The 19,155-nt window shown below is 42.6% G+C and carries 15 protein-coding genes and 1 riboswitch; of the genes, 2 read left to right on the top strand and 13 right to left on the bottom strand.

The annotated features are described in order from the left end of the window. Positions 1–159: 159 nt before the first annotated feature. From mgtA to NML76_RS05350, 4 genes are all read right to left on the bottom strand, one after another. Complete coding sequence (gene mgtA, locus NML76_RS05365; RefSeq protein ID WP_150906416.1) at positions 160–2,820, bottom strand: magnesium-translocating P-type ATPase; 2,661 nt, start codon at positions 2,818–2,820, stop codon at positions 160–162. A gap of 207 nt (positions 2,821–3,027) precedes the next feature. Then, positions 3,028–3,185, bottom strand: a riboswitch (M-box (ykoK) riboswitch). A gap of 35 nt (positions 3,186–3,220) precedes the next feature. Then, positions 3,221–4,384, bottom strand: coding sequence for a MalY/PatB family protein (locus tag NML76_RS05360; RefSeq protein WP_254732906.1), 1,164 nt, complete (start codon positions 4,382–4,384; stop codon positions 3,221–3,223). Position 4,385: 1 nt separating this feature from the next. After that, positions 4,386–5,483 (bottom strand): cystathionine gamma-synthase, encoded by a 1,098-nt coding sequence (locus NML76_RS05355; protein WP_254732904.1) that lies wholly within the window; start codon positions 5,481–5,483, stop codon positions 4,386–4,388. 407 nt (positions 5,484–5,890) lie between these two features. After that, positions 5,891–7,519 (bottom strand): polysaccharide biosynthesis protein, encoded by a 1,629-nt coding sequence (locus NML76_RS05350; RefSeq protein WP_254732902.1) that lies wholly within the window; start codon positions 7,517–7,519, stop codon positions 5,891–5,893. A gap of 87 nt (positions 7,520–7,606) precedes the next feature. Here NML76_RS05350 and NML76_RS05345 point away from each other — a divergent pair, with 87 nt between their 5' ends. After that, positions 7,607–9,052 (top strand): UDP-N-acetylmuramoyl-L-alanyl-D-glutamate--L-lysine ligase, encoded by a 1,446-nt coding sequence (locus tag NML76_RS05345; protein WP_134974246.1) that lies wholly within the window; start codon positions 7,607–7,609, stop codon positions 9,050–9,052. Positions 9,053–9,090: 38 nt separating this feature from the next. On the opposite strand, the gene NML76_RS05340 is transcribed toward NML76_RS05345, so the two are convergent. The 7 genes from NML76_RS05340 to NML76_RS05310 form a co-directional block, all read right to left on the bottom strand. Then, positions 9,091–9,741: a DUF1803 domain-containing protein gene (locus tag NML76_RS05340; protein WP_254732900.1), complete on the bottom strand. Its 651-nt coding sequence runs from the start codon at positions 9,739–9,741 to the stop codon at positions 9,091–9,093. 190 nt (positions 9,742–9,931) lie between these two features. Further along, the gene (locus NML76_RS05335) at positions 9,932–10,510 is read right to left on the bottom strand and encodes a TetR/AcrR family transcriptional regulator (RefSeq protein WP_254732898.1); all 579 of its coding nucleotides are present in this window, start codon (positions 10,508–10,510) and stop codon (positions 9,932–9,934) included. Continuing rightward, positions 10,510–11,211, bottom strand: a complete 702-nt coding sequence (locus NML76_RS05330; protein WP_049472484.1) for an MBL fold metallo-hydrolase — start codon at positions 11,209–11,211, stop codon at positions 10,510–10,512. The genes NML76_RS05335 and NML76_RS05330 overlap by 1 nt, the downstream gene beginning before the upstream one ends. A 270-nt stretch (positions 11,212–11,481) precedes the next feature. Next, positions 11,482–11,994: a YiiX/YebB-like N1pC/P60 family cysteine hydrolase gene (locus tag NML76_RS05325; protein WP_049472483.1), complete on the bottom strand. Its 513-nt coding sequence runs from the start codon at positions 11,992–11,994 to the stop codon at positions 11,482–11,484. Positions 11,995–12,057: 63 nt separating this feature from the next. Further along, complete coding sequence (locus NML76_RS05320; protein ID WP_003005572.1) at positions 12,058–12,993, bottom strand: manganese-dependent inorganic pyrophosphatase; 936 nt, start codon at positions 12,991–12,993, stop codon at positions 12,058–12,060. Positions 12,994–13,117: 124 nt separating this feature from the next. Next, on the bottom strand, positions 13,118–13,912 hold the full coding sequence (gene pflA / locus NML76_RS05315) for a pyruvate formate-lyase-activating protein (protein WP_003005017.1): 795 nt from the start codon (positions 13,910–13,912) through the stop codon (positions 13,118–13,120). A gap of 214 nt (positions 13,913–14,126) precedes the next feature. Beyond that, positions 14,127–16,439: an endonuclease/exonuclease/phosphatase family protein gene (locus tag NML76_RS05310; RefSeq protein WP_254732897.1), complete on the bottom strand. Its 2,313-nt coding sequence runs from the start codon at positions 16,437–16,439 to the stop codon at positions 14,127–14,129. Between the two features lie 111 nt (positions 16,440–16,550). On the opposite strand from NML76_RS05310, the gene treR reads away from it, so the two are divergent. Further along, positions 16,551–17,261 (top strand): trehalose operon repressor, encoded by a 711-nt coding sequence (treR, locus tag NML76_RS05305; RefSeq protein WP_049514292.1) that lies wholly within the window; start codon positions 16,551–16,553, stop codon positions 17,259–17,261. A 180-nt stretch (positions 17,262–17,441) separates the two neighbouring features. On the opposite strand, the gene NML76_RS05300 is transcribed toward treR, so the two are convergent. Beyond that, positions 17,442–18,245, bottom strand: a complete 804-nt coding sequence (locus NML76_RS05300) for an ABC transporter ATP-binding protein (protein WP_014713718.1) — start codon at positions 18,243–18,245, stop codon at positions 17,442–17,444. Between the two features lie 9 nt (positions 18,246–18,254). Beyond that, positions 18,255–19,148, bottom strand: coding sequence for an ABC transporter permease (locus NML76_RS05295; RefSeq protein ID WP_003005682.1), 894 nt, complete (start codon positions 19,146–19,148; stop codon positions 18,255–18,257). Positions 19,149–19,155: the final 7 nt, after the last annotated feature.

Genomic DNA, 19,155 nt, shown 5'->3' with positions numbered 1-19,155 from the left:
CAAGCTCTACTCTTTCTTTCAGTCCCTCTTTGATACTCACAGCACATGGAAATCTTCATTTCCAACTTTACATTCCTCTTATTATACCAAATTTTACCAAAAAAAGAGAGCCCTTACACTTAATTTTTTAAGTTCGGACTCACTCTTTCTATCAATCAATTACAACCATTCTTTGTATTTCTTAATATAGATACGTTTGACAACCGTCACACTCAGCATATAGAGGACGATAATAGCAAACAATAGAACAAAGTACAATCCATTTAGTTGGCTCAACTTCAAGATAGAAGCCAAAGGACTATATGGAAGGGAGGTTACAAAGAAGGCTGCTGCTAGGGTCGTCACCACGACTGAGAAGGCTGGACGACTTTGGATAAATGGAAGTTTTGGTGAACGCAACATATGAATAACCATGGTTTGAGACCACATAGATTCAATAAACCATCCAGTTTGGAACACCATGATAAAGGCTGCTGCATCTGCTGCTCCATGGTTGTAGCCATGACCTAAAATCATTGGGACAACAAGGAAATAAAGAAGCATGTAGGTAATAATATCAAAGACAGATGAAATTGGACCAATCCAGGCCATAAAGCGCATGATGGAGTTTGCTTCCCAGATACGAGGTTTCTTGAGGAATTCCTTGTCGACATTGTCAAAAGGAAGGGCGATACAAGAAAGATCATAGATAAGATTGAGCACAATCAAATGAACGGGAGCCATTGGAAGGAAAGGCAAAAAGATGCTGGCAAAGAGCAGAGAAAAGATGTTCCCGAAGTTAGAAGAGACCGTCATCTTGATGTACTTGGTCATATTGGCATAGACCTTGCGGCCTTCAACCAAACCTTTTTCAAGGACCATCAAGTCCTTATCCAGAAGGATGACATCTGCCGTTTCCTTGGCGATATCCACAGCGGTATCCACGGAGATCCCAACGTCTGAGACCTTCATGGATGGAGCATCGTTGATCCCATCTCCCATGTACCCCACCTTGTGGCCATTTTTCTTAAGGCTAAGAATGATCCGCGCTTTTTGATCGGGCGATAATTTGGCAAAGACTGTTGTTGTTTCCACAACTTGCGCTAACTCTTGGTCTGTCATCGTATCGATTTCGCTTCCCAAAAGAATCCGCTCGACATCTAGTCCTACTTTTTCACAGACAGCTTGGGTGACCTTTTCATTGTCGCCAGTTAAGATCTTAGTGGTAACCCCATATTCTGCAAGAGCTTTGATCGCTGGAGCTGCAGAAGGTTTTGGTGGATCAAGAAAGGCCAGGTAACCGGTTAGGATCATGTCTCCTTCATCTTCAACACTAAAGATTTCATTTTCGTCCAAGTCGGTTTTGTAGCTGACGCCCAAAACACGAAGACCTTGTTCATTTAATTGAGCGACCTCAGCGAGGACTTCTTGACGGACCTCGTCTGTTAATCGTTTGATATCACCCTTGTATTCAACATAAGTCGATACAGAGAGCATTTCTTCCAAGGCCCCCTTGGTCACCATGCTAACCACACCATCTTCATCTTTGACAATGACACTCATGCGACGACGTTCAAAATCAAAGGGCAATTCATCTATCTTATGGAAGGTTTGATCTAGATCGCGGACGATTTCATGTTTCTTGGCTTCTTTATGGGTTCGATTGATAATCGCCCGGTCCATCAAATTTTTTAGCCCGGTTTGGAAATAGGAATTCAAGTAAGCCCGGCGAAGGACTGATAGATCCAAATCGCCATGGATATCAAGCGGATACTCCAAAACGATTTCATCTTGGGTCAAGGTTCCTGTCTTATCTGTACACAAAATATCAATAGCCCCGAGGTCTTGAATGGCATTGAGTTTTTTGATAACGACTTTTTCCTTGGCCATGATGATGGATCCCTTAGCAAGACTCGCTGTAATAATCATCGGCAGCATTTCAGGAGTCAAACCAACCCCAACGCTGAGGGCAAAGACACCCGCTTCTAACCAGTCACCGTCTGTGAGGCCATTGATCACAAAGACGACGGGCACCATCACTAACATGAGCCGAATCAAGAGCCAAGAGATGGTATTCATTTCTCTCTCAAATGAGGTTGGTTCGTCATAGGTGTTGATGGTTTGCTCAATAGCGCCCATCATGGTTTCATCCCCCACGACCAAGACCAAGGCTGTCGCCCGCCCTGAGATGACATTGGTCCCCATAAAGGCCAAGCTTTCACTCTCCAAGAGACTATCTAAATTTTGACTGTCGGCTTTTCTGAGACAAACCTTTTCAACAGCATCACTTTCCCCTGTGAGGCCAGATTGTTGGACAAAAAAGTCACGAGAATCAATCAAGACCACATCTGCTGGGATCATATCGCCGGCACTCAGTTTGATCACATCTCCGACAACGATTTCATCGATCGGAATTTCTTGTTCTGATCCATCACGCAGAACGGTCGCTGTATTGACAATCATACGTGATAAGTTGCTGGCAGCTTTGTCGCTCCGCAATTCTTGAATGAAGCGGATCCCACCAGAAATCAAGACCAAGGTCACAATGATGATGGAGGTCGTTGGATCCTGTTCACCTGGTTTTGCTAGCCAGACATTGGTGATGAAGGAAACCAGCGCAATGACCAACAAAATCACCGTAAAAGGATTAATAATCGATTCATAGATCTTTTTGATCATGGAATCTTCTTGACCTTTTGTGATGACATTTTCGCCATAAATATCGCGGTTTTCTTCTACTTGATCGTCAACTAAACCAAGGGCACTGGTTTTGTAGTCGGCAAAGGTGCTTTCAAGTGGTTCTTGAAGAGCAGCAATGAGTCTTTCTTTATTTGTTTGCATTGGTATCTCCTTTTTCAATCAGGAGCCAATCACTTTTGGAGTCCCTACGACACAAATCAGCGATTGGCTGGTTCGGTGCGGTTCGGGATGATCGTCAATTTGTATCATAGCTCTCTCCTTTCTCTTTTCTTGGTAAGGCATAAAAAAGAGTCCTACCCTCGATCGGTAGGACTCATGAAACTCGTCATTAATTTTTCAATCAAAACTCTCAAAAAACTGACCGTCCAAGCTTTAGCTCCGCAAGGCAATGAAATGAGCTTAGTCTTGACCTTTGCGATCAGGACTGTTAACCAACGAGTAGTGTCTCCACTGCTTTGCGGTAGTCATCCGTATCCTTGTGGTAGCCTCACCTACCGTATTTCGAGTTTATTGTACTCCTTCACTTACAGAAAGTCAACACTTATTTGAGAAAAGTTTCCACCAAGCGTTTGGTGATTTCTTCAATGAGGGTGAAAGGGGCTGCTACATTGAGGCGAGCATGCAAGTTTCCTTCTTTTCCAAAATCTGTTCCACGGTTCAAAATCAATTTGGCTTGGTCATGAATTTTAGCATGCAGCTCATCATCGGTATAAGGATAGGCTGAAAAGTCCAACCAAAGAAGATAGGTTCCTTGGGGTTTCATGACACGGATTTTGGTCTTTGCATGCAATTCATCTACCACATAGTCGATGTGTTTTTCAAAGACTTGCTTGAGCTCTGTCAACCAAGGTTTACCATGGCGATAAGCCGCTTCTGTTGCAATATAGCCCAATCCTGAGATTTCATGTTGGTTATTGGCCAATTGCCGTTGTTTAAAAGCCGTACGAAGCTTTGGATTTTCAATGACCACATAGGAATTTTTTGTTCCTGCAATATTGAAAGTCTTGGTTGCACTGGTTAAGATCAAGCTGAAATCTTTAAAGCTTGGATCAACTGTGTTAAAGCTGGTATGACGGTGGCCAAACAAGGCCAAATCTTGGTGGATCTCATCTGAAACGAGAAGGACACCATGTTTTTGACAGAGGTGGCCGATTTTTTCCAAGACTTCACGATCCCATACACGGCCTCCAGGATTGTGCGGATTACACAAAACATAGAGTTTAACTTCTTGCTCCACAATGTCTTTTTCGAGCTGATCAAAATCAATTTGGAAAAGACCATCCTTTTCAACTAATGAATTTTCGATCAATTTTCGACGATTGAGTTTGACACTTCTGGCAAATGGAGGATAGACCGGCGTATTGATTAAGACAGCATCCCCTTCCTTAGTAAAGGCTTGAATAGCTGTTGAAATGGCTGGAACAACACCTTCGATAAAGACGACAGCTTCCTTGTCAAAGGAATAGCCGTGCTCTTCTTTTTCCCAATCAAGGATAGACTGGTAGAGGGTATCCGATGCGTAGGTGTAGCCATAGACCATTTGGTCCGCATAACCGATCACCGCTTCTCGTACTTCTGGAATGACATTAAAATCCATGTCCGCGATCCAAGCCGGGATGATTTCTGGATCTGTCTCTGTTTCTTTCCACTTGTAGGTATGGTGGGTCAAGCGATTCGGTAAAGTCGTGAAATCATATTTGGTCATCTTAAGCCTCCAATGCTTGTTTCAAATCTTCAATCAAATCATCCGCATCTTCGATTCCGATGGACAACCGAAGAAGATCATCTGTCAAACCATATGAATGGCGAACTTCTGCAGGAATGTCCGCATGAGTCTGAGTGGTAGGATAAGTGATCAAACTTTCAACTCCGCCAAGGCTTTCTGCAAAGGTGAATACTTGAAGGGAATTCAACAAGTTTGGAATTTTTTTCTCATCTTGAATTTTAAAGGAGACCATTCCACCTTTTCCAGTGTAGAGGACTTCTTTGACCTGAGGGGAGGTTTTCAAAAACTCGACTACCTTGCGGGCATTCTCAGTGGAGCGCTCCATCCGGATAGAGAGTGTCTTGAGACCACGGATCAAGAGATAGCTGTCAAACGGGGAAAGAACAGCACCTGTCGTGTTCAAATTGTAAAAGAGTTTGTCATACAGATCTGCATCATTTGTCACGACAACACCAGCCAAGACATCGTTGTGACCAGCCAGGTACTTGGTTGCTGAATGAAGAACAATATCCGCTCCCTCTTCAATCGGACGTTGATAGATAGGGCTATAGAAAGTATTGTCCACCACGACTTTGGCACCTTTTGCATGGGCCAATTTAGCTAAATGAGCAATATCAAATTCCAACATCAATGGATTGGTTGGTGTTTCAATATAGAGGACATCCACCGGATCATGATCTAGATGATGGATCAATTCTTCTTCTGTATTGGCATAGGTGAAAGTGAAACGACCTTCTTGCTCTTGTTGGTTAAACCAGCGGAAAGAACCGCCATAAAGGTCACGAACGGCCAAGACTTTTGAACCAACTGGAAAAATGCTAAAAGCTAGCACAATGGCTGACATTCCAGAACTTGTCGCCAAAGCATAATCTGCACTTTCGATAGCTGCCAAAGTCTTCTCAGCTGTTGCGCGTGTTGGATTTTTCGTACGGGTATAGTCAAAGCCTGTAGACTGACCAAATTCTGGGTGTTGGTAAGTCGTAGAGAAATGCAAAGGAGTCGTCAAAGCTCCCGTTGCTTTATCCGACTTGATTCCTGCCTGTGCCAAAATCGTATTGATATTGCGTTTTTTACTCATATTGCCCTCCGATAAACATTCAATCTAACTGCTTACTATTTTATCACTATTATGAGGAGAGCGGTTTTCCCATTTTCAAGACCTAGCTATAGTTTCAAACTATAAGAAAAGGCTGGTCATTTATGTCCAGCCTGAGAATATATACAAACAGTTCTTCTTTACAAATCTAAGAAATTCTAAAAAAATTTATACGTTAGAATTATTCAATCATCTACTGAAACTTTCCGCTGTGAGAAAAGTGCCTGAAACAATATAGTTTCAGGCACTCGGAATTATTGAGACCTTAGGCTCAAAACTAAGTCATGGAACTTCTTCGAAGTTCGCTGACGTCCGTACTCACTTAAGGAAAGTTTTCAAGATAACTTTGTCCTCAATCAGAGACTGGACATAAATGTCCAACCTCTGATTTATTTGATGCGGAATTTTTGTCTGAAACGTGCAGCTTGACCTCCGATAAAGCGGTCAAAATACCGTAGCCATAATCCTAAGGCTCCATAGATAACAACTCCTAATCCGCCAATGACGATGATATAAATCATGCTCGATACACGGCCATTTGGTGGGAAAATCCAGCCCAAAATCAAACCGGCGATCAAGACTCCAAGTAGCATCACCACAGTCAGGATAGAACCAAGCAAGGTCCGCTTGAAGACGATGGTTCGATTAAACTGAGTGATGGTTTGGATCTCTCGATACATGAGAACGATTGGCACCATTAACGCAATGGTCGTTGACAAAAGTGGTCCATAAGAACGAAAAACCAAAATAAATGGAATTTGTAGGACCAATTTCACCACTACACCATAAAGGAAGTAGCGGATGGCCTTACGATTTTGAAAGAGGGCTTGAATCATTGGCGATAAGACCGTGTAAAGACCGAGAATTACGGTCTGCAACATCGCTACGATAAAGAGTCCTAAGGCCAAGCCATCGGGTTGCCCATAAAATACCGTATAAAGTGGTTTTGCGACTGCTACTGCACCAAAGGTGGCTGGAAGCAAGAAAGCGAGCAACATGGTCAAGTTATCCTGTACGAGCTTCCCAGCCGCTTTTAGATCCCCCTTCACATAATTCTCTGTCAAAAGAGGAATCCCAACTCCCCCAATCGAAGTCGCTACTGCGATCAAGATCATGGTAATTTTGTTTGGATTAGCAGAGAAATAACTAAACATGACCAAGAGCTGCTTTTGACTATAGTCTGTAAACCAAGACATGACATTGATAAAGGTCATCTGGTCAACAATTTGGAAGAGCTGAATCGCGGAACCTGTGATAATAAAAGGAATGGCCTCACGAATCGTATCGATCAAGAGAGCCCGAGTGTCAATCCCTTCACTTCCCTCTTGCTTTCTAAAAATAGAAGAGAGCAAACCTGTCTTTGCAAGGTAATAAAAGAGCACCAGAAGGCTCGCTCCCATCCCGATAAAGGCCGCAAAGGTCGACTGCGTCACAGCCTGCACGTAATCACCTGAGCCAATCTTCATAATGAAGAAGGTCGTGAGCAACATCCAGATGACCCGGATGACTTGTTCAGCGATCTGGCTAATGGCGTAAGGCTTCATGTTGTTAAAACCTTGGAAAAATCCCCGAATGACACTCATCGAAGGAAAGATCAAGACAGCCCAAGAAAGGCTCTGCATGATCGGAATCAACTCTTTTCCCCCACCTGAAAGACTCGCAAAGACAGGAGACAAAAGATACATGAGAATGGCAAATCCAAGGCCTAGAATTCCCATAAATTTCAAGAAGCCCCGAATCAAAGCAAAGCTATGATCGGCTTGGTCCCGGGTATTGTATTTGGCTACTTGCTTAGCAACAGCTACGGGTACTCCGGCTGTCGAAATTAAGAGAAACCAAGCATAGATATTGTAGCCCATTGTAAAAAGACCATTGGCTTGTGGCCCATATTTCCCCATCCAAATATACCAAGGAATAATATAAGCGGCTCCTAGCAAACGGCTGATAAAGTTGCTGGCTGTCATCCAGGCAGTCCCGCGTAGCATCTGGGCTTGCTGGTCATTTTGTTCGTGACTCATTGGTGTCCTCTTTCGTTTCTTCTTCTCTTCATTATAAACTTTTCCATGACACTTGTAAAATAGGGACTTTAGGTTTACAATAGTTTTATGATTACAATTGAACAAACCCTCAACATTTTAAAACAAGACCAAAATTTCCGAGAAGTTCTAGTAAATGGGGAGTACTACTACCATCTAGAAGGAACAAGTTTTGATGCTATTAGCTATGATAGCCGGAAGGTTTCTGCTAGTACCCTCTTTTTTGTTAAAGGGGCCAACTTCAAAAAAGAATACCTGGAACAGGCTATTTCTAATGGACTCGGCTTTTATGTCTCTGAAAAAGATTATGAAGTTGGTATTCCTGCCATCCTCGTCAATGATATCAAACAGGCCATGAGCTTAATCGCCATGGAATTCTATGGCCACCCTGAGAAACAATTAAAACTGTTGGCCTTCACAGGGACTAAGGGAAAGACAACCGCGGCCTATTTTGCTTACCATATTTTGGAACAAAGTCACCGACCAGCTATGCTGTCTACCATGAATACAACACTGGATGGTAAAAACTTCTTTAAATCGACCCTGACAACGCCAGAGAGTTTGGATCTTTTTGCCATGATGGCTGAGGCAGTAGCGAATGATCGGACCCACTTGATTATGGAAGTTTCCAGTCAAGCTTATCTGGTAAAACGGGTTTACGGTCTGACCTTTGACGTTGGTGTTTTTCTCAACATCAGTCCAGACCATATTGGACCGATTGAACACCCAACTTTTGAGGATTATTTCTACCACAAACGTCTCCTCATGAAGAACAGCCAAGCCGTAGTCATCAATAGCGATATGGATCATTTCCAAGTTTTAGCGGACCAAGTCGCGAACCAAGACCACGATTTTTATGGAAGCCAGTCTGAGAATCAAATTGAAAACTCTAAGGCCTTCAGCTTCTCAGCCACTGGTAAATTAGCTGGAAACTATGATATCCAACTGATTGGTCACTTCAACCAAGAAAATGCTGTGGCTGCCGGACTTGCCTGCCTTCGCCTAGGTGCGAGCCTCGAGGATATCCAAAAAGGGATTGCTAAGACGCGCGTTCCTGGCCGAATGGAAGTCTTGACTCAGAAAAATGGAGCCAAGGTCTTCATCGACTACGCCCATAATGGAGATAGCTTGAAAAAACTGCTCTCAGTTGTTGAAACCCATCAAACCGGGACCATTTCACTGGTCCTTGGATCAACTGGGAATAAAGGAGAGAGCCGCCGCAAGGACTTTGGCTTACTCTTAGAAGACCATCCTGAGATCCAAGTCTTCCTCACAGCGGATGATCCCAACTATGAAGATCCTTTGGCTATCGCTGAAGAGATTAGTAGTTATATCACGCGACCTGTCGAAAAAATCGCAGATCGCGAACAAGCCATTCAACTGGCTATGGCAACAACCAGCAAGCCTGAAGATGCCGTCATTATCGCCGGAAAAGGAGCGGATTGCTACCAAATTGTCAACGGCGTAAAAGAAGAGTATCCAGGTGACGCCGCCATCGCTGAACGTTATCTATAATCAAAAAAACAAGGCTAGGAAGTTTTCCTAGCCTCTTTCTATTGTTTGATAAACATCAGTCTTTCCTTATCCAAGTCCACTGCTAATTCATATTTGCCTTCATCATTTTTGCGGATATAGCATAAGATTTCTAAACTATCGACAAAGATGTCCTTGCGCTTTTGCTGGACTACTTCTTTTTTGAGAAATTTGAGCAAAAAGCTAGTCATATACTTGAGAGCATACTCAGGATTGACATCGCCCAAAATAGCATAGAGCTTTTCTTGCTCCTCTGTCAATGGATATTGGTGGGCAACCTTGTAGAAGTAATTGGAAAGGGTCTGTGCATTTCGTGCAAAGTCCGTCTCCTCTATGAGAATCGCTTCATTGGTCGTGTTGCGGAGTTCCGTTTGGAAGACCTTGGCTTTTAATTCTTGATAAACTGCACTGTCCTCTCGAACAAAGACCTCCTGATCCAAGTCAACAAGATCAGCTGACTTCAAGAAGGGCAGGTTGAGGGTGTAGCGTTTATTTTCTCGAAGGATGAAGCCCGCTTTGATATACTCCTCCATCAGCTTATCCACTGGTTGATCTGGAAATTGGGCCTTGATTTGCCGCAGGATCACATCGTCGTGCTGATCCAAAAAGTTGATCAAGTCCTTGAAAAATGGCTGACGTGTCAAACGTATGGGATTAATGATTGTAATCATGAATAGGTCTCGTTTACTGTTTTATCGGTTCGTTCTTATTGTAACATAAAAATTAGTTTAAGCGAAATCAATACCAAAGGACAAAATCTTCAATTTATAGATAGGCAGGCAAGAGGGGAAAATAAGGCAATAAAAGAACTTAGTTTTTTCAATCCAAGTTTACTGTAGAAGCCCCATAAGTTATTCCAACTCATTTCATTTCTATTATTTTAAAAGAAATAAAATCAGTCAGTAGTTGCTTAATGCATTCTGGACATTCTTCATTGTCCCTACTGTAGATACTCACTAGGCCATGTAAAAAAATAAAGATTCCACTACGAATATTTAGCACTTCTGCATCAGATAAGTCTTTCGGTAAAAAGACATCAATAGCTTCTTCCAATAAACGATAACTTTTCATTCTCAATTGCATCAACGGTTGCGAACAATCGCCTGGATCTTCATGCTCTCCACGGTAAAAAATCAATAATTCATAAAAACTTCGTTCTCTAAACCCAAAATCCACATATGTTTGACAGATTTGGAGCAGACGTTCTTTATCAGTCTGCTTGGAATGGCTGATTTCTAAGCAAGTATGATAGAGATGAGTTAACGGTTTTTCCGCTACTGCATATAAAATATCCTCTTTCTTTTTAAAATACTGATAAATAGCTGTATGTGAACATCCTGCAGCTTGAGCAATCTGCCTAATTCCCACCTTCTGGTAAGGTTCTTTTCGGAAAATTTCCTCTGCTACTCTGATAATTCTGGACCTTGTATCCTTTGCCATTACAAACTCCCTTTAAACCCATTCAATGCCTCAAAATCTCGTACTGCATCTTTTACCTCACTACCATGACAAACACTAACAAGTGCCTGCGGATAACTATTGAGAATTCTTTCACCACTAGCTAAAGCTTGTCTCATATCTGCTGTATATCCTTTCATTGGTGGACGCAACTTTCCACCTCTCGTAGCTGTGAAAAGATCTCCAGCGATTAAAACTTGATCCTCTTCATGGTAATAAACAACATGACCAGGGGAATGCCCAGGAGAAAATAGGGGTTTTAGTCCTGCACTACTTATCAAGTCTTGACCTTCTTGACTTTCAACAGTTATAAAAGTAGCCGGATCAAAAATCACTTTTTCCGTCTCTTTTCTATTAGGAAAAGGTTCTTTGCCTGAAATATAGGGGAATTCCTTCTCACTGATTAAAGTCGGGATGTTCCCAAAGTGCTGTCTAAGATAGAGCAAACCTTTGATATGATCTGGATGTCCATGGGTCAGAAAAATTGCTTCAATTTTTTGTGGGAGTAAAAACTGGGCAGCGTACTTCTCCATTCCTCGCATTCCCGTATCAATCACATAAAAGCGACCAGATGATTCAACTAGCCATATGCTGACAACAAAAATGCCCAATTCGAACTCAAACTTATTTATATGTGGACTGATTTGTTTTGTACGTGTTAATAAACGATACAAGAAAGACATATTTACTTCCTCCTTTAATTTCCAGAAAAACTAACCAGTGGTTAGTTTTTGCTGCAGTATATCATATTTTATCTGTCTATACAAGAAACATCCAGAGGATATTAAAATAAAAAATACAACTTTTACAAGTTGTATTCTAAGGTAGAACATATTTTTAAAATCAGGAAATAATATATCGAGACTTTCCGCTGTGAGGAAAGGATTAAAAAATTATTTTTCTTTAGTTTGATGTAACTCTTATAAACTGTATCAAAGTTTCAGATTGTTATTTCATGAATCCAAATCATCCAAATACCTTTCTTTAAAATGTAGCAGTGGAGATTGGGCTAACTGACTCGGGTTGGTCCCGGGCTGATCTAGAGGAACGGCTAGACCGAGCTCCTTGTAGTAATCCAGCCAGAACGGACTAATCTCCTCTTCCTCATCTCCAAACTTCATGGGAATGGTTTCAAAAATAGGAAGTAGTTCAGCAATGAACTGGGAACAGTAATAACCATCTCCATCCTGATAAAAGGACGCATTGTAGGGAGCCCCTAAAAGACTCTCTGCTCGCTTTTTGACCTCTGGACAATCAATCTCCGCACAGCGATAAAGGTCATATACTTTCTCAGCTTCAAAGAAATCTTCAGGGGACTGGGAAAGGACGCCACCTTCTACCGTGGCATGATAAATGAATCCGTCCAAAAAGATGGCCACATGGCTATAGTTGCCAGTTGATGCCTGGATGGCCTGCCCTATATCCGAATCATCTTTCACAAAGATTAAATCACCATTTTCTAGCATATTTCTCTCCTAGAAAAAAAGGAGCCGAAACTCCTTTTTAATAATGGGTTTCCCCATTTATCATTATGCATTAAAGCTTTCAGTCAATTGAGGAACCACTTGTTTCTTACGTGAAACGGCACCTGGAAGGAAAGCATGATTGTTTTCAAGTTTGAAGTTGAAGGCTGCTTCTACCTTGTCCATGTTGGCACCAAGAGCCAAGATTTCTGAGTTTGAGTTGACGATGTCTGTAATCATCAAAACAAAGTCAGAGTAGCCGTTAGCTGCATTGGCAGCTTGGATAGCTGCTTCGATTTCAGCTTGGCGTTCCAAAACTTCCGCAATATCAACTGTGTTCACTTGAGCCACACGAACGTTATTTCCGTTCAATTCAAAAGTCTTAGCATCGATGTCGATCAATTCTTCTGCTGATTTGCTTGCCAAGTTAGTACCAGCCTTGAGCATTGCAAGACCATATTCTTCCAAGTTGACACCAGCCAATTCAGCCAATTCTGGCGCAATCACTTTATCAGATGGGTGTGTTGTTGGAGATTTCAAAAGAAGGGTATCTGAAATCAAACCTGAAAGCATCAAACCTGCCAATTCTTTTGGCACTGCTACACCGTGTTCTTTGAACATGCGGTAAACGATAGAAGATGCTGATCCTACTGGTTCCAAACGCATGTAAAGTGGGCTGGCAGTTTCAAAGTTAGCCACACGGTGGTGATCCACTACACCGTAAACTTCTACTTCAGCGATATCTGAAACAGATTGTTGGAATTCGTTGTGGTCTGTCAAGATGACTTGCTCTGCACCTTCTGCTTTAGCTGATGTGATGACGCGTGGTGCTTCCACACCAAAATAGTCCAATACGAAAGCTGTTTCTTCATTTGGAGTTCCAAGAGCCACTGCTTCTGTATCCAAACCATAAGCTTCTTTTGCAAGATAAGCAAAAGCTACAGATGAGCCGATAGCATCTGAGTCAGGATTTTGGTGACCAAAAACGAGAATTTTTGACATGTTTCTACCTCTTTATTTCATTTATAGATTCACTCTATTTTAGCACGTTTTGCCATTTAAAGAAAGGGAATAGTTGTGCATTTCAATAGAAAAGACAGCTGGAAGGCCCAACTGTCTATACTTTTTATCCTTTGACCCGTTTCAGGTAATCTTGGTAACTTTCTGTTTCCATCAAATCTTTTGCATTTTGGACCCGTTCTTTTGTCGGTGGTTTCACACCCTCCAATTTGTACGGAATGCCCAATTCACGCCATTTGAATTCCCCCATAGTATGGTAAGGAAGGATCTCAAATTTATCAACATTTTTAAGGGTTTTAACAAATTTTCCAAGCTCGATCAAATCATCATCTCGGTCTGTCAAACCTGGGACTAAAACGTGACGAATCCAGACTGGTTTTCCAATATCAGATAAGTACTTGGCACAAGCTAAAATCGTTTTATTGGTATGGCTGGTCACAATTTTGTGTCGTTCATCATTGATTTCCTTGATATCCAGAAGCACCAAGTCTGTCACCGCCATCAAGCGGTCGAATTTTTCCAAATAACGAGGTGTATTCCGGAAAGGAAGGGCACAGGTATCCAAGGTACAATGAATGCCCAACTCTTGAGCCTTGGTGAAGAGGGCAATCAAAAAGTCAATCTGCAAGAGGGCTTCTCCTCCACTGACAGTGATTCCCCCTTTTTCGCCCCAAAATCCACGATAACGGAGGGCTTCTTCTAGAACATCATCCACTGTCCGTTCACGGGACTTGTTGGTTTCCATTGCCCAAGTATCTGGATTGTGGCAGTATTGACACCGCATTTGACACCCTTGAAGGAAGACAATAAAGCGGATCCCAGGCCCGTCTACTGCACCAAAACTTTCTGTTGAGTGTACCATTCCTGTTACTTTTCCATAGTCAACTGTTTCATTTTCCATTGAGGAACCTCTTCTCTTGAAAACGTTTTATGATTTTATTATAACACGATTCCATCTATTTTAAAGAGTTTAAGCTTCTTTTTGAAAAGAAACTGTTCTTTTCAGTGTTTTTCATTGTCCTAGTACAGTTTCCAATATGGGACTATCTGTCCTGTATTTTAGGATAAAAAAAGGAGCCAGCGACTCCTTTTTTAGATCTTTCTTATAAAACACGTTAGTGAGTAGTCTTTCTCTTTTTATACAAGACAAGACTCATCGTAGCTACTGCCACTCCAGAAAGAGCTAGATAGCTTGTTTCTTGTCCAGTAGATGGAAGGATTTTCCGTTTGCCTGGTGTCTTCGTTTCTGTTGCGACCTCTTCCTTGTCGTCTTGTTTCTCATCTTCGTTCTTGCCCTTCTCTTTGCTTTCAGATGGTGAACTCTTTTGTTCATTGGCTTGAGCCTGATGAGGGACTAGTTGAGATCCTGTATTCGATGAGGAAGGGCTGGTTTGATCCGTTGGTTGTCCTGTATTCCCTTGTTGATCATCCGTCGGCGTTCCTGGAGTTTGTGCTCCACTAAAGTCGATTTGGACCAAGACAGGATCATGGTCTGATGCACGACCGTGTTCCTTCATAAAGGAAGCATTGATATGGACTGGTTCAAACCTTGCTTTGGCTGCCATGTTGTTTGAGATAAAAATGTTATCCAAAACTTGATTGCTTCCACGGTAGAAATAAGAATAGCGATCCCCTGCATCATGTTGGGCCATTAAGTTGGTCAGTTCGTTGCCCGCAAGGATCTGTGCTGTGGTTGAGAAATCGTAGTCATTAAAATCACCCGTCAAAACAAAGGTGGTCTTCGGATTTTGCTTCAAGCCTTCTTGAACGAATTGATGGATGACACTGGCTTGTGCTTCACGAGTTGGCAAGGTATGTTCCACTGCTGGTTGACTTGCACCATAAATAGCATCATCTCCGATTTTTGATTTCAAGTGATTGGCAATCACCACAACTGGTTGACCTTTGAATTCAAATTCAACGGCTAGGGACTTGCGAGTATGATCAAACGATGGGTCATTAGGGGCAATCCGAGCTGGATTTTTAACCAGGTGTCCCTTGTCAAATTGTGCTGCCTCGTTGCTAGTTGCTGCCTCTTTTTTGGCTAAGGTTACGCGTTCTGGATTGTAGAGGATTCCCAAACGAATATTGGAACCAGGCTTTCCTCCGTCAGCGCCATCTACTGGAGCAACCTCCGTATACTCATAGCTCTTGCCACCCAATTCCTTGATCCGATTGGCTAGTTTGCGTCCACTTTCAACACCACTGGTCGTTCCGTCATCCACACTACCATTATTGTCCTGCACTTCGATCAAAGTAATGATGTCTGGATTGTGAATTTCATGGATAAAGGAATTGGCAATCAGCGTCACCTTATCCTCTGGGGTTTCATTTTTGGCATTGTTGGCCGAGAAATTTTCAATATTGTAGGAAGCGATGGTCAGCTTGTCCTCACTTGGTTGGGTTTGAGCTGCTTGACGCTGCAAACCACCATCTTGGACTGTCAACTGTTGAGTAGGTTCTAACTTATAAAAGCTATTCCGATACGTTACCACTCCTGTTACGTCTTCTGTAAAGTAATCCTTGGCTTTTGCGAAAAATTGATTCCCAACATAAATCGGGATCGTCGCTGTATTTTGCGCATGTGGTCGTAGATTCAGACCCCCAATATTGTTTAAAGGAAGGCCTGTGAAATCTTCTCCCAATACATAGATATCTCCTTTGTACTGGGGACCAAGGACATGCGGTTTCTTCACCACTGTGAGCATTCCTTCCAGGCTTTCCCAATAATCGAGGGCATCGGTTTCTGGAGCATAAGCAGTCGGATTAGGCTTCACATCTGCTGGCATGCCTGCAGTGATATTCACAGCTTCTGGAAGAGGGGCTGTCCCATCTTTTGTGATCCAAGCATCGACCAGCATGGTCACCGTTAAACTATTCGTTGGTTCCTTAAAGGTTTTCCCAGCTCCCAAGGTAACCTCTTCCATATAGCCTTCCTTGACGGTACCAGTGATTTTCACCTTGTCACCGACTTTCACCTTGTATTTGGAAACAACATAAATCCCATCTGAAGTACGGCTATTCCCATCCGACTCAATATCTTGGGCATAAAAACCATAGCGGTCTGTCTTAGTCACCACTGCATTTTTGATGGCTACCTTTTGGCCTTCCAGTGGAGAGCGTTGCGATTCCCCTTGAATGTCCCCGACCTTAACCGTTTTCTCCTCAGTAGCGTCTGAGGAACTGCTAGATGTCTCTTCTTTATCACTCGAAGCTCTCGTCGTAGCTTCTGTAGTTGTTGTTGTAGCAGAAGTCGAATGATTTGTCGAGCTTTCCTCGCTGCTAGTGTTCGTCACAAGCGCTGACTCTGAAGTCGAAGCTGTGGTCTCGTCTGCAACTACCGTGAGGGCACTGCTAAAGACCCCCAACTGACTAGCCAATAAGGTGGCTACTCCCAGTAGGCGAATCTTTTTACCGTTTTTTCTCATGCGTTTCTCCATCCCTAAAAATTTTTCCTCTTTTATTATAAGGGAATGACTTTGCATTTTCAAGCGCTTTCAAAAATGTTATTCAAAAAAACAGACAAGCGAGTCCAAATCATGAAAAAATACCAACAAATCTACCAAATTTTAAAAGAGCAAATACTAGAAGAAAAATATCTAGTCGGGGATTTTCTGCCTAGTGAGAACGACTTAAAAGAGCACTACCAGGTCAGTCGCGATACCATCCGTAAAGCCCTCAAGCTCTTGCAGGAAGAAGGCTTTATCGAGACTGTTCAAGGAATGGGGTCGCAAGTTTCTAGACAAGCTCACTTTGACTTCCCCGTTTCCCAATTAACCAGCTATCAAGAAATCGTCAAAGCTTCTGGTCTTCACTCAGAAACCAATGTCATTCGTTTGGAAAAAATCAGTATCGATGAAAAAGGAGCTAAAAAGACAGGTTTTCCCCTTCACCGTTTGGTTTGGAAAGTAACCCGGCAACGGGTGGTGGATGGTGTCGCTTCAGTCTTAGATATTGATTACCTAGATAGAGAGCTCACCCCTGGCCTTACTAAGGAAATTGCCCAGCACTCTATCTACCACTATATAGAAGAAGACTTGAAATTGCAGATTGGCTATGCTAAGAAAGAAATCTTGATTTCACCAATCGATAATCGCGATAAAATCTTACTGGATCTTGGAAAAGACCAACACGTGGTGACGGTCCGCTCCCAAGTTCACCTAGCAGACGGTCGGCAATTCCAGTTCACCGAAAGCCGACACAAATTAGACAAGTTTCATTTTGTCGACTATGCAGAGCGGAGAAAATAAAGGAGGCTGGGACAAAAGTCCTAGCCTCTCAATTATTTTTGGATTGTCGAGCAAGACGCAGTGGTTGAGTGGGCTCTACTACGCTGATTTCATCAGCTTTTACAGCCCTACTCAACTGTGCGGAGGTGGGACGACGAAATCGAATTCTAACGAATTACCGATTTCTGTCCCACTCTCATTTTATCCTAATACCAATTCATCACTCACCAGGGTTTCACCACTGTTTTGTTGGAAGAGGCGCATCAAATCTTCAACCGTTAGGTTTTTCTTTTCTTCTCCTTTGACGTCGACCACGACCTTGCCTTGGTAGAGCATGATCAAGCGGTTGCCGTATTCAATCGCATGGTTCATATCATGCGTAATCATCAAGGTTGTCAAATCATGGCTTTCCACGATCTTTTGGGTCAATTCCATGACCATTTCACTAGTCTTTGGATCGAGCGCTGCGGTATGTTCATCCAGAAGCAAGAGTTTTGGTCTAACCAAAGCTGCCATGACCAAGGTCAAAGCTTGACGTTGCCCACCAGACAAATATTGGGTATCTACCTTGAGACGATTCTCTAAACCGATATTCAGTTCCTTCAAGGCTTCACGGAACAATTCGCGATCTTTCTCCCGAACTCCCCAGCTCAAACCACGAGATTTCCCCCGACGTTGGGCAATGGCCATATTTTCTTCAATGGTCAAACGAGAAGCCGTCCCCATCTTAGGATCTTGGAAGACACGCGCAATATCTTTCGCACGCTTCCGAACACTCGTATTTTTAATGGAGTTACCTTCTAGCAAGATATCCCCTTCATCCACGACTAGATTTCCTGCCAAGATGTTCATCAAGGTTGATTTCCCAGCTCCATTTCCACCGATAACCGAAATGAAATCCCCTTCTTCTACTTGGAGATCCAAGCCTTTTAAGACATGGTTTTCATTAACCGTTCCTGCTTCAAATGTCTTATGAATGCCTTCAATTGATAATAATGTTGCCATACTTTTCTCCTACTTATTTCCTAACTTCAATCCGCGAACACGAAGACGTTTTTGCGCCTCAGGAGCGAACAAGACAATCGCGAGCAAGATCGCATTGAAGAGACGAACCATATTTTGATCGAGATTTGGGATCTCATAAATATTTAAGATAATCAAACGGTAAACAATGGCTCCAACCCCGATGGAAAGCAAGCGCCAACCAATGGTCAATTCGTGGATTAAAACTTCAGCGATAATCACAGCACTCAAGCCGACTACGATCGTCCCTGTACCAGAAGTCACATCTGAGAAACCATCATTTTGTGCAAACATGGCTCCACAAAGGGCAATCAAGCCATTGGAAATCATGTAGCCCAACATCTTCATGTTATCTACATTGACCCCATTGGCCTCACTCATTGGAATGTTATCACCAGTCGAGCGCAAAACCAAGCCAAGTTGCGTCTTCATTAAGAGGGTCAATAAGATACAGACGATGATCAAGCAAGAAATACTAATCAAAAAGACTGCTTCTTCATTGGACAAGCCCAATTTCATGACACTTTTGAAAATGGTACTGGCATCGCCAATAGAGAGGTTGGGTACTCCCCCCATGATTTTAATATTGATAGAGTAGAGACCGGTCAAAGTGACAATCCCTGTCAAGAGGGCTGGAATTTTCATTTTTGTATGGAGAATCCCAGAAACCAATCCTGCGATCATTCCTGCCAGAAAGCCCAACAAGGTTGCAAGCCAAGGGTTTCTTCCTGCTTGAATTTGGGAAGCTACAACTGCTGCCCCAAGTGGAAAGGCTCCTTCTGCCGTCATATCGGCAATATCTAAAATTCGAAATGTTAAGTAAACACCGATCGCCATGATCGACCACAATAAACCTTCTGATAAACTTGATAAAACGAAATTCATCTCAAAC

The sequence above is a fragment of the Streptococcus sp. CF8_Ac1-9 genome (assembly GCF_024295565.1).
GTDB classification, from domain to species: Bacteria; Bacillota; Bacilli; order Lactobacillales; family Streptococcaceae; genus Streptococcus; species Streptococcus parasanguinis_X.
This window is presented reverse-complemented; position numbering and strand designations above follow the sequence as displayed.

Excerpts from the sequence above, each read along its gene's own strand:
- mgtA (WP_150906416.1), bottom strand. The coding sequence starts at position 2,820 with ATGCAAACAAATAAAGAAAGACTCATTGCTGCTCTTCAAGAACCACTT.
- NML76_RS05360 (WP_254732906.1), bottom strand. The coding sequence starts at position 4,384 with ATGACCAAATATGATTTCACGACTTTACCGAATCGCTTGACCCACCAT.
- NML76_RS05355 (WP_254732904.1), bottom strand. The coding sequence starts at position 5,483 with ATGAGTAAAAAACGCAATATCAATACGATTTTGGCACAGGCAGGAATC.
- NML76_RS05350 (WP_254732902.1), bottom strand. The coding sequence starts at position 7,519 with ATGAGTCACGAACAAAATGACCAGCAAGCCCAGATGCTACGCGGGACT.
- NML76_RS05345 (WP_134974246.1), top strand. The coding sequence starts at position 7,607 with ATGATTACAATTGAACAAACCCTCAACATTTTAAAACAAGACCAAAAT.
- NML76_RS05340 (WP_254732900.1), bottom strand. The coding sequence starts at position 9,741 with ATGATTACAATCATTAATCCCATACGTTTGACACGTCAGCCATTTTTC.
- NML76_RS05335 (WP_254732898.1), bottom strand. The coding sequence starts at position 10,510 with ATGGCAAAGGATACAAGGTCCAGAATTATCAGAGTAGCAGAGGAAATT.
- NML76_RS05330 (WP_049472484.1), bottom strand. The coding sequence starts at position 11,211 with ATGTCTTTCTTGTATCGTTTATTAACACGTACAAAACAAATCAGTCCA.
- NML76_RS05325 (WP_049472483.1), bottom strand. The coding sequence starts at position 11,994 with ATGCTAGAAAATGGTGATTTAATCTTTGTGAAAGATGATTCGGATATA.
- NML76_RS05320 (WP_003005572.1), bottom strand. The coding sequence starts at position 12,993 with ATGTCAAAAATTCTCGTTTTTGGTCACCAAAATCCTGACTCAGATGCT.
- pflA (WP_003005017.1), bottom strand. The coding sequence starts at position 13,912 with ATGGAAAATGAAACAGTTGACTATGGAAAAGTAACAGGAATGGTACAC.
- NML76_RS05310 (WP_254732897.1), bottom strand. The coding sequence starts at position 16,439 with ATGAGAAAAAACGGTAAAAAGATTCGCCTACTGGGAGTAGCCACCTTA.
- treR (WP_049514292.1), top strand. The coding sequence starts at position 16,551 with ATGAAAAAATACCAACAAATCTACCAAATTTTAAAAGAGCAAATACTA.
- NML76_RS05300 (WP_014713718.1), bottom strand. The coding sequence starts at position 18,245 with ATGGCAACATTATTATCAATTGAAGGCATTCATAAGACATTTGAAGCA.
- NML76_RS05295 (WP_003005682.1), bottom strand. The coding sequence starts at position 19,148 with ATGAATTTCGTTTTATCAAGTTTATCAGAAGGTTTATTGTGGTCGATC.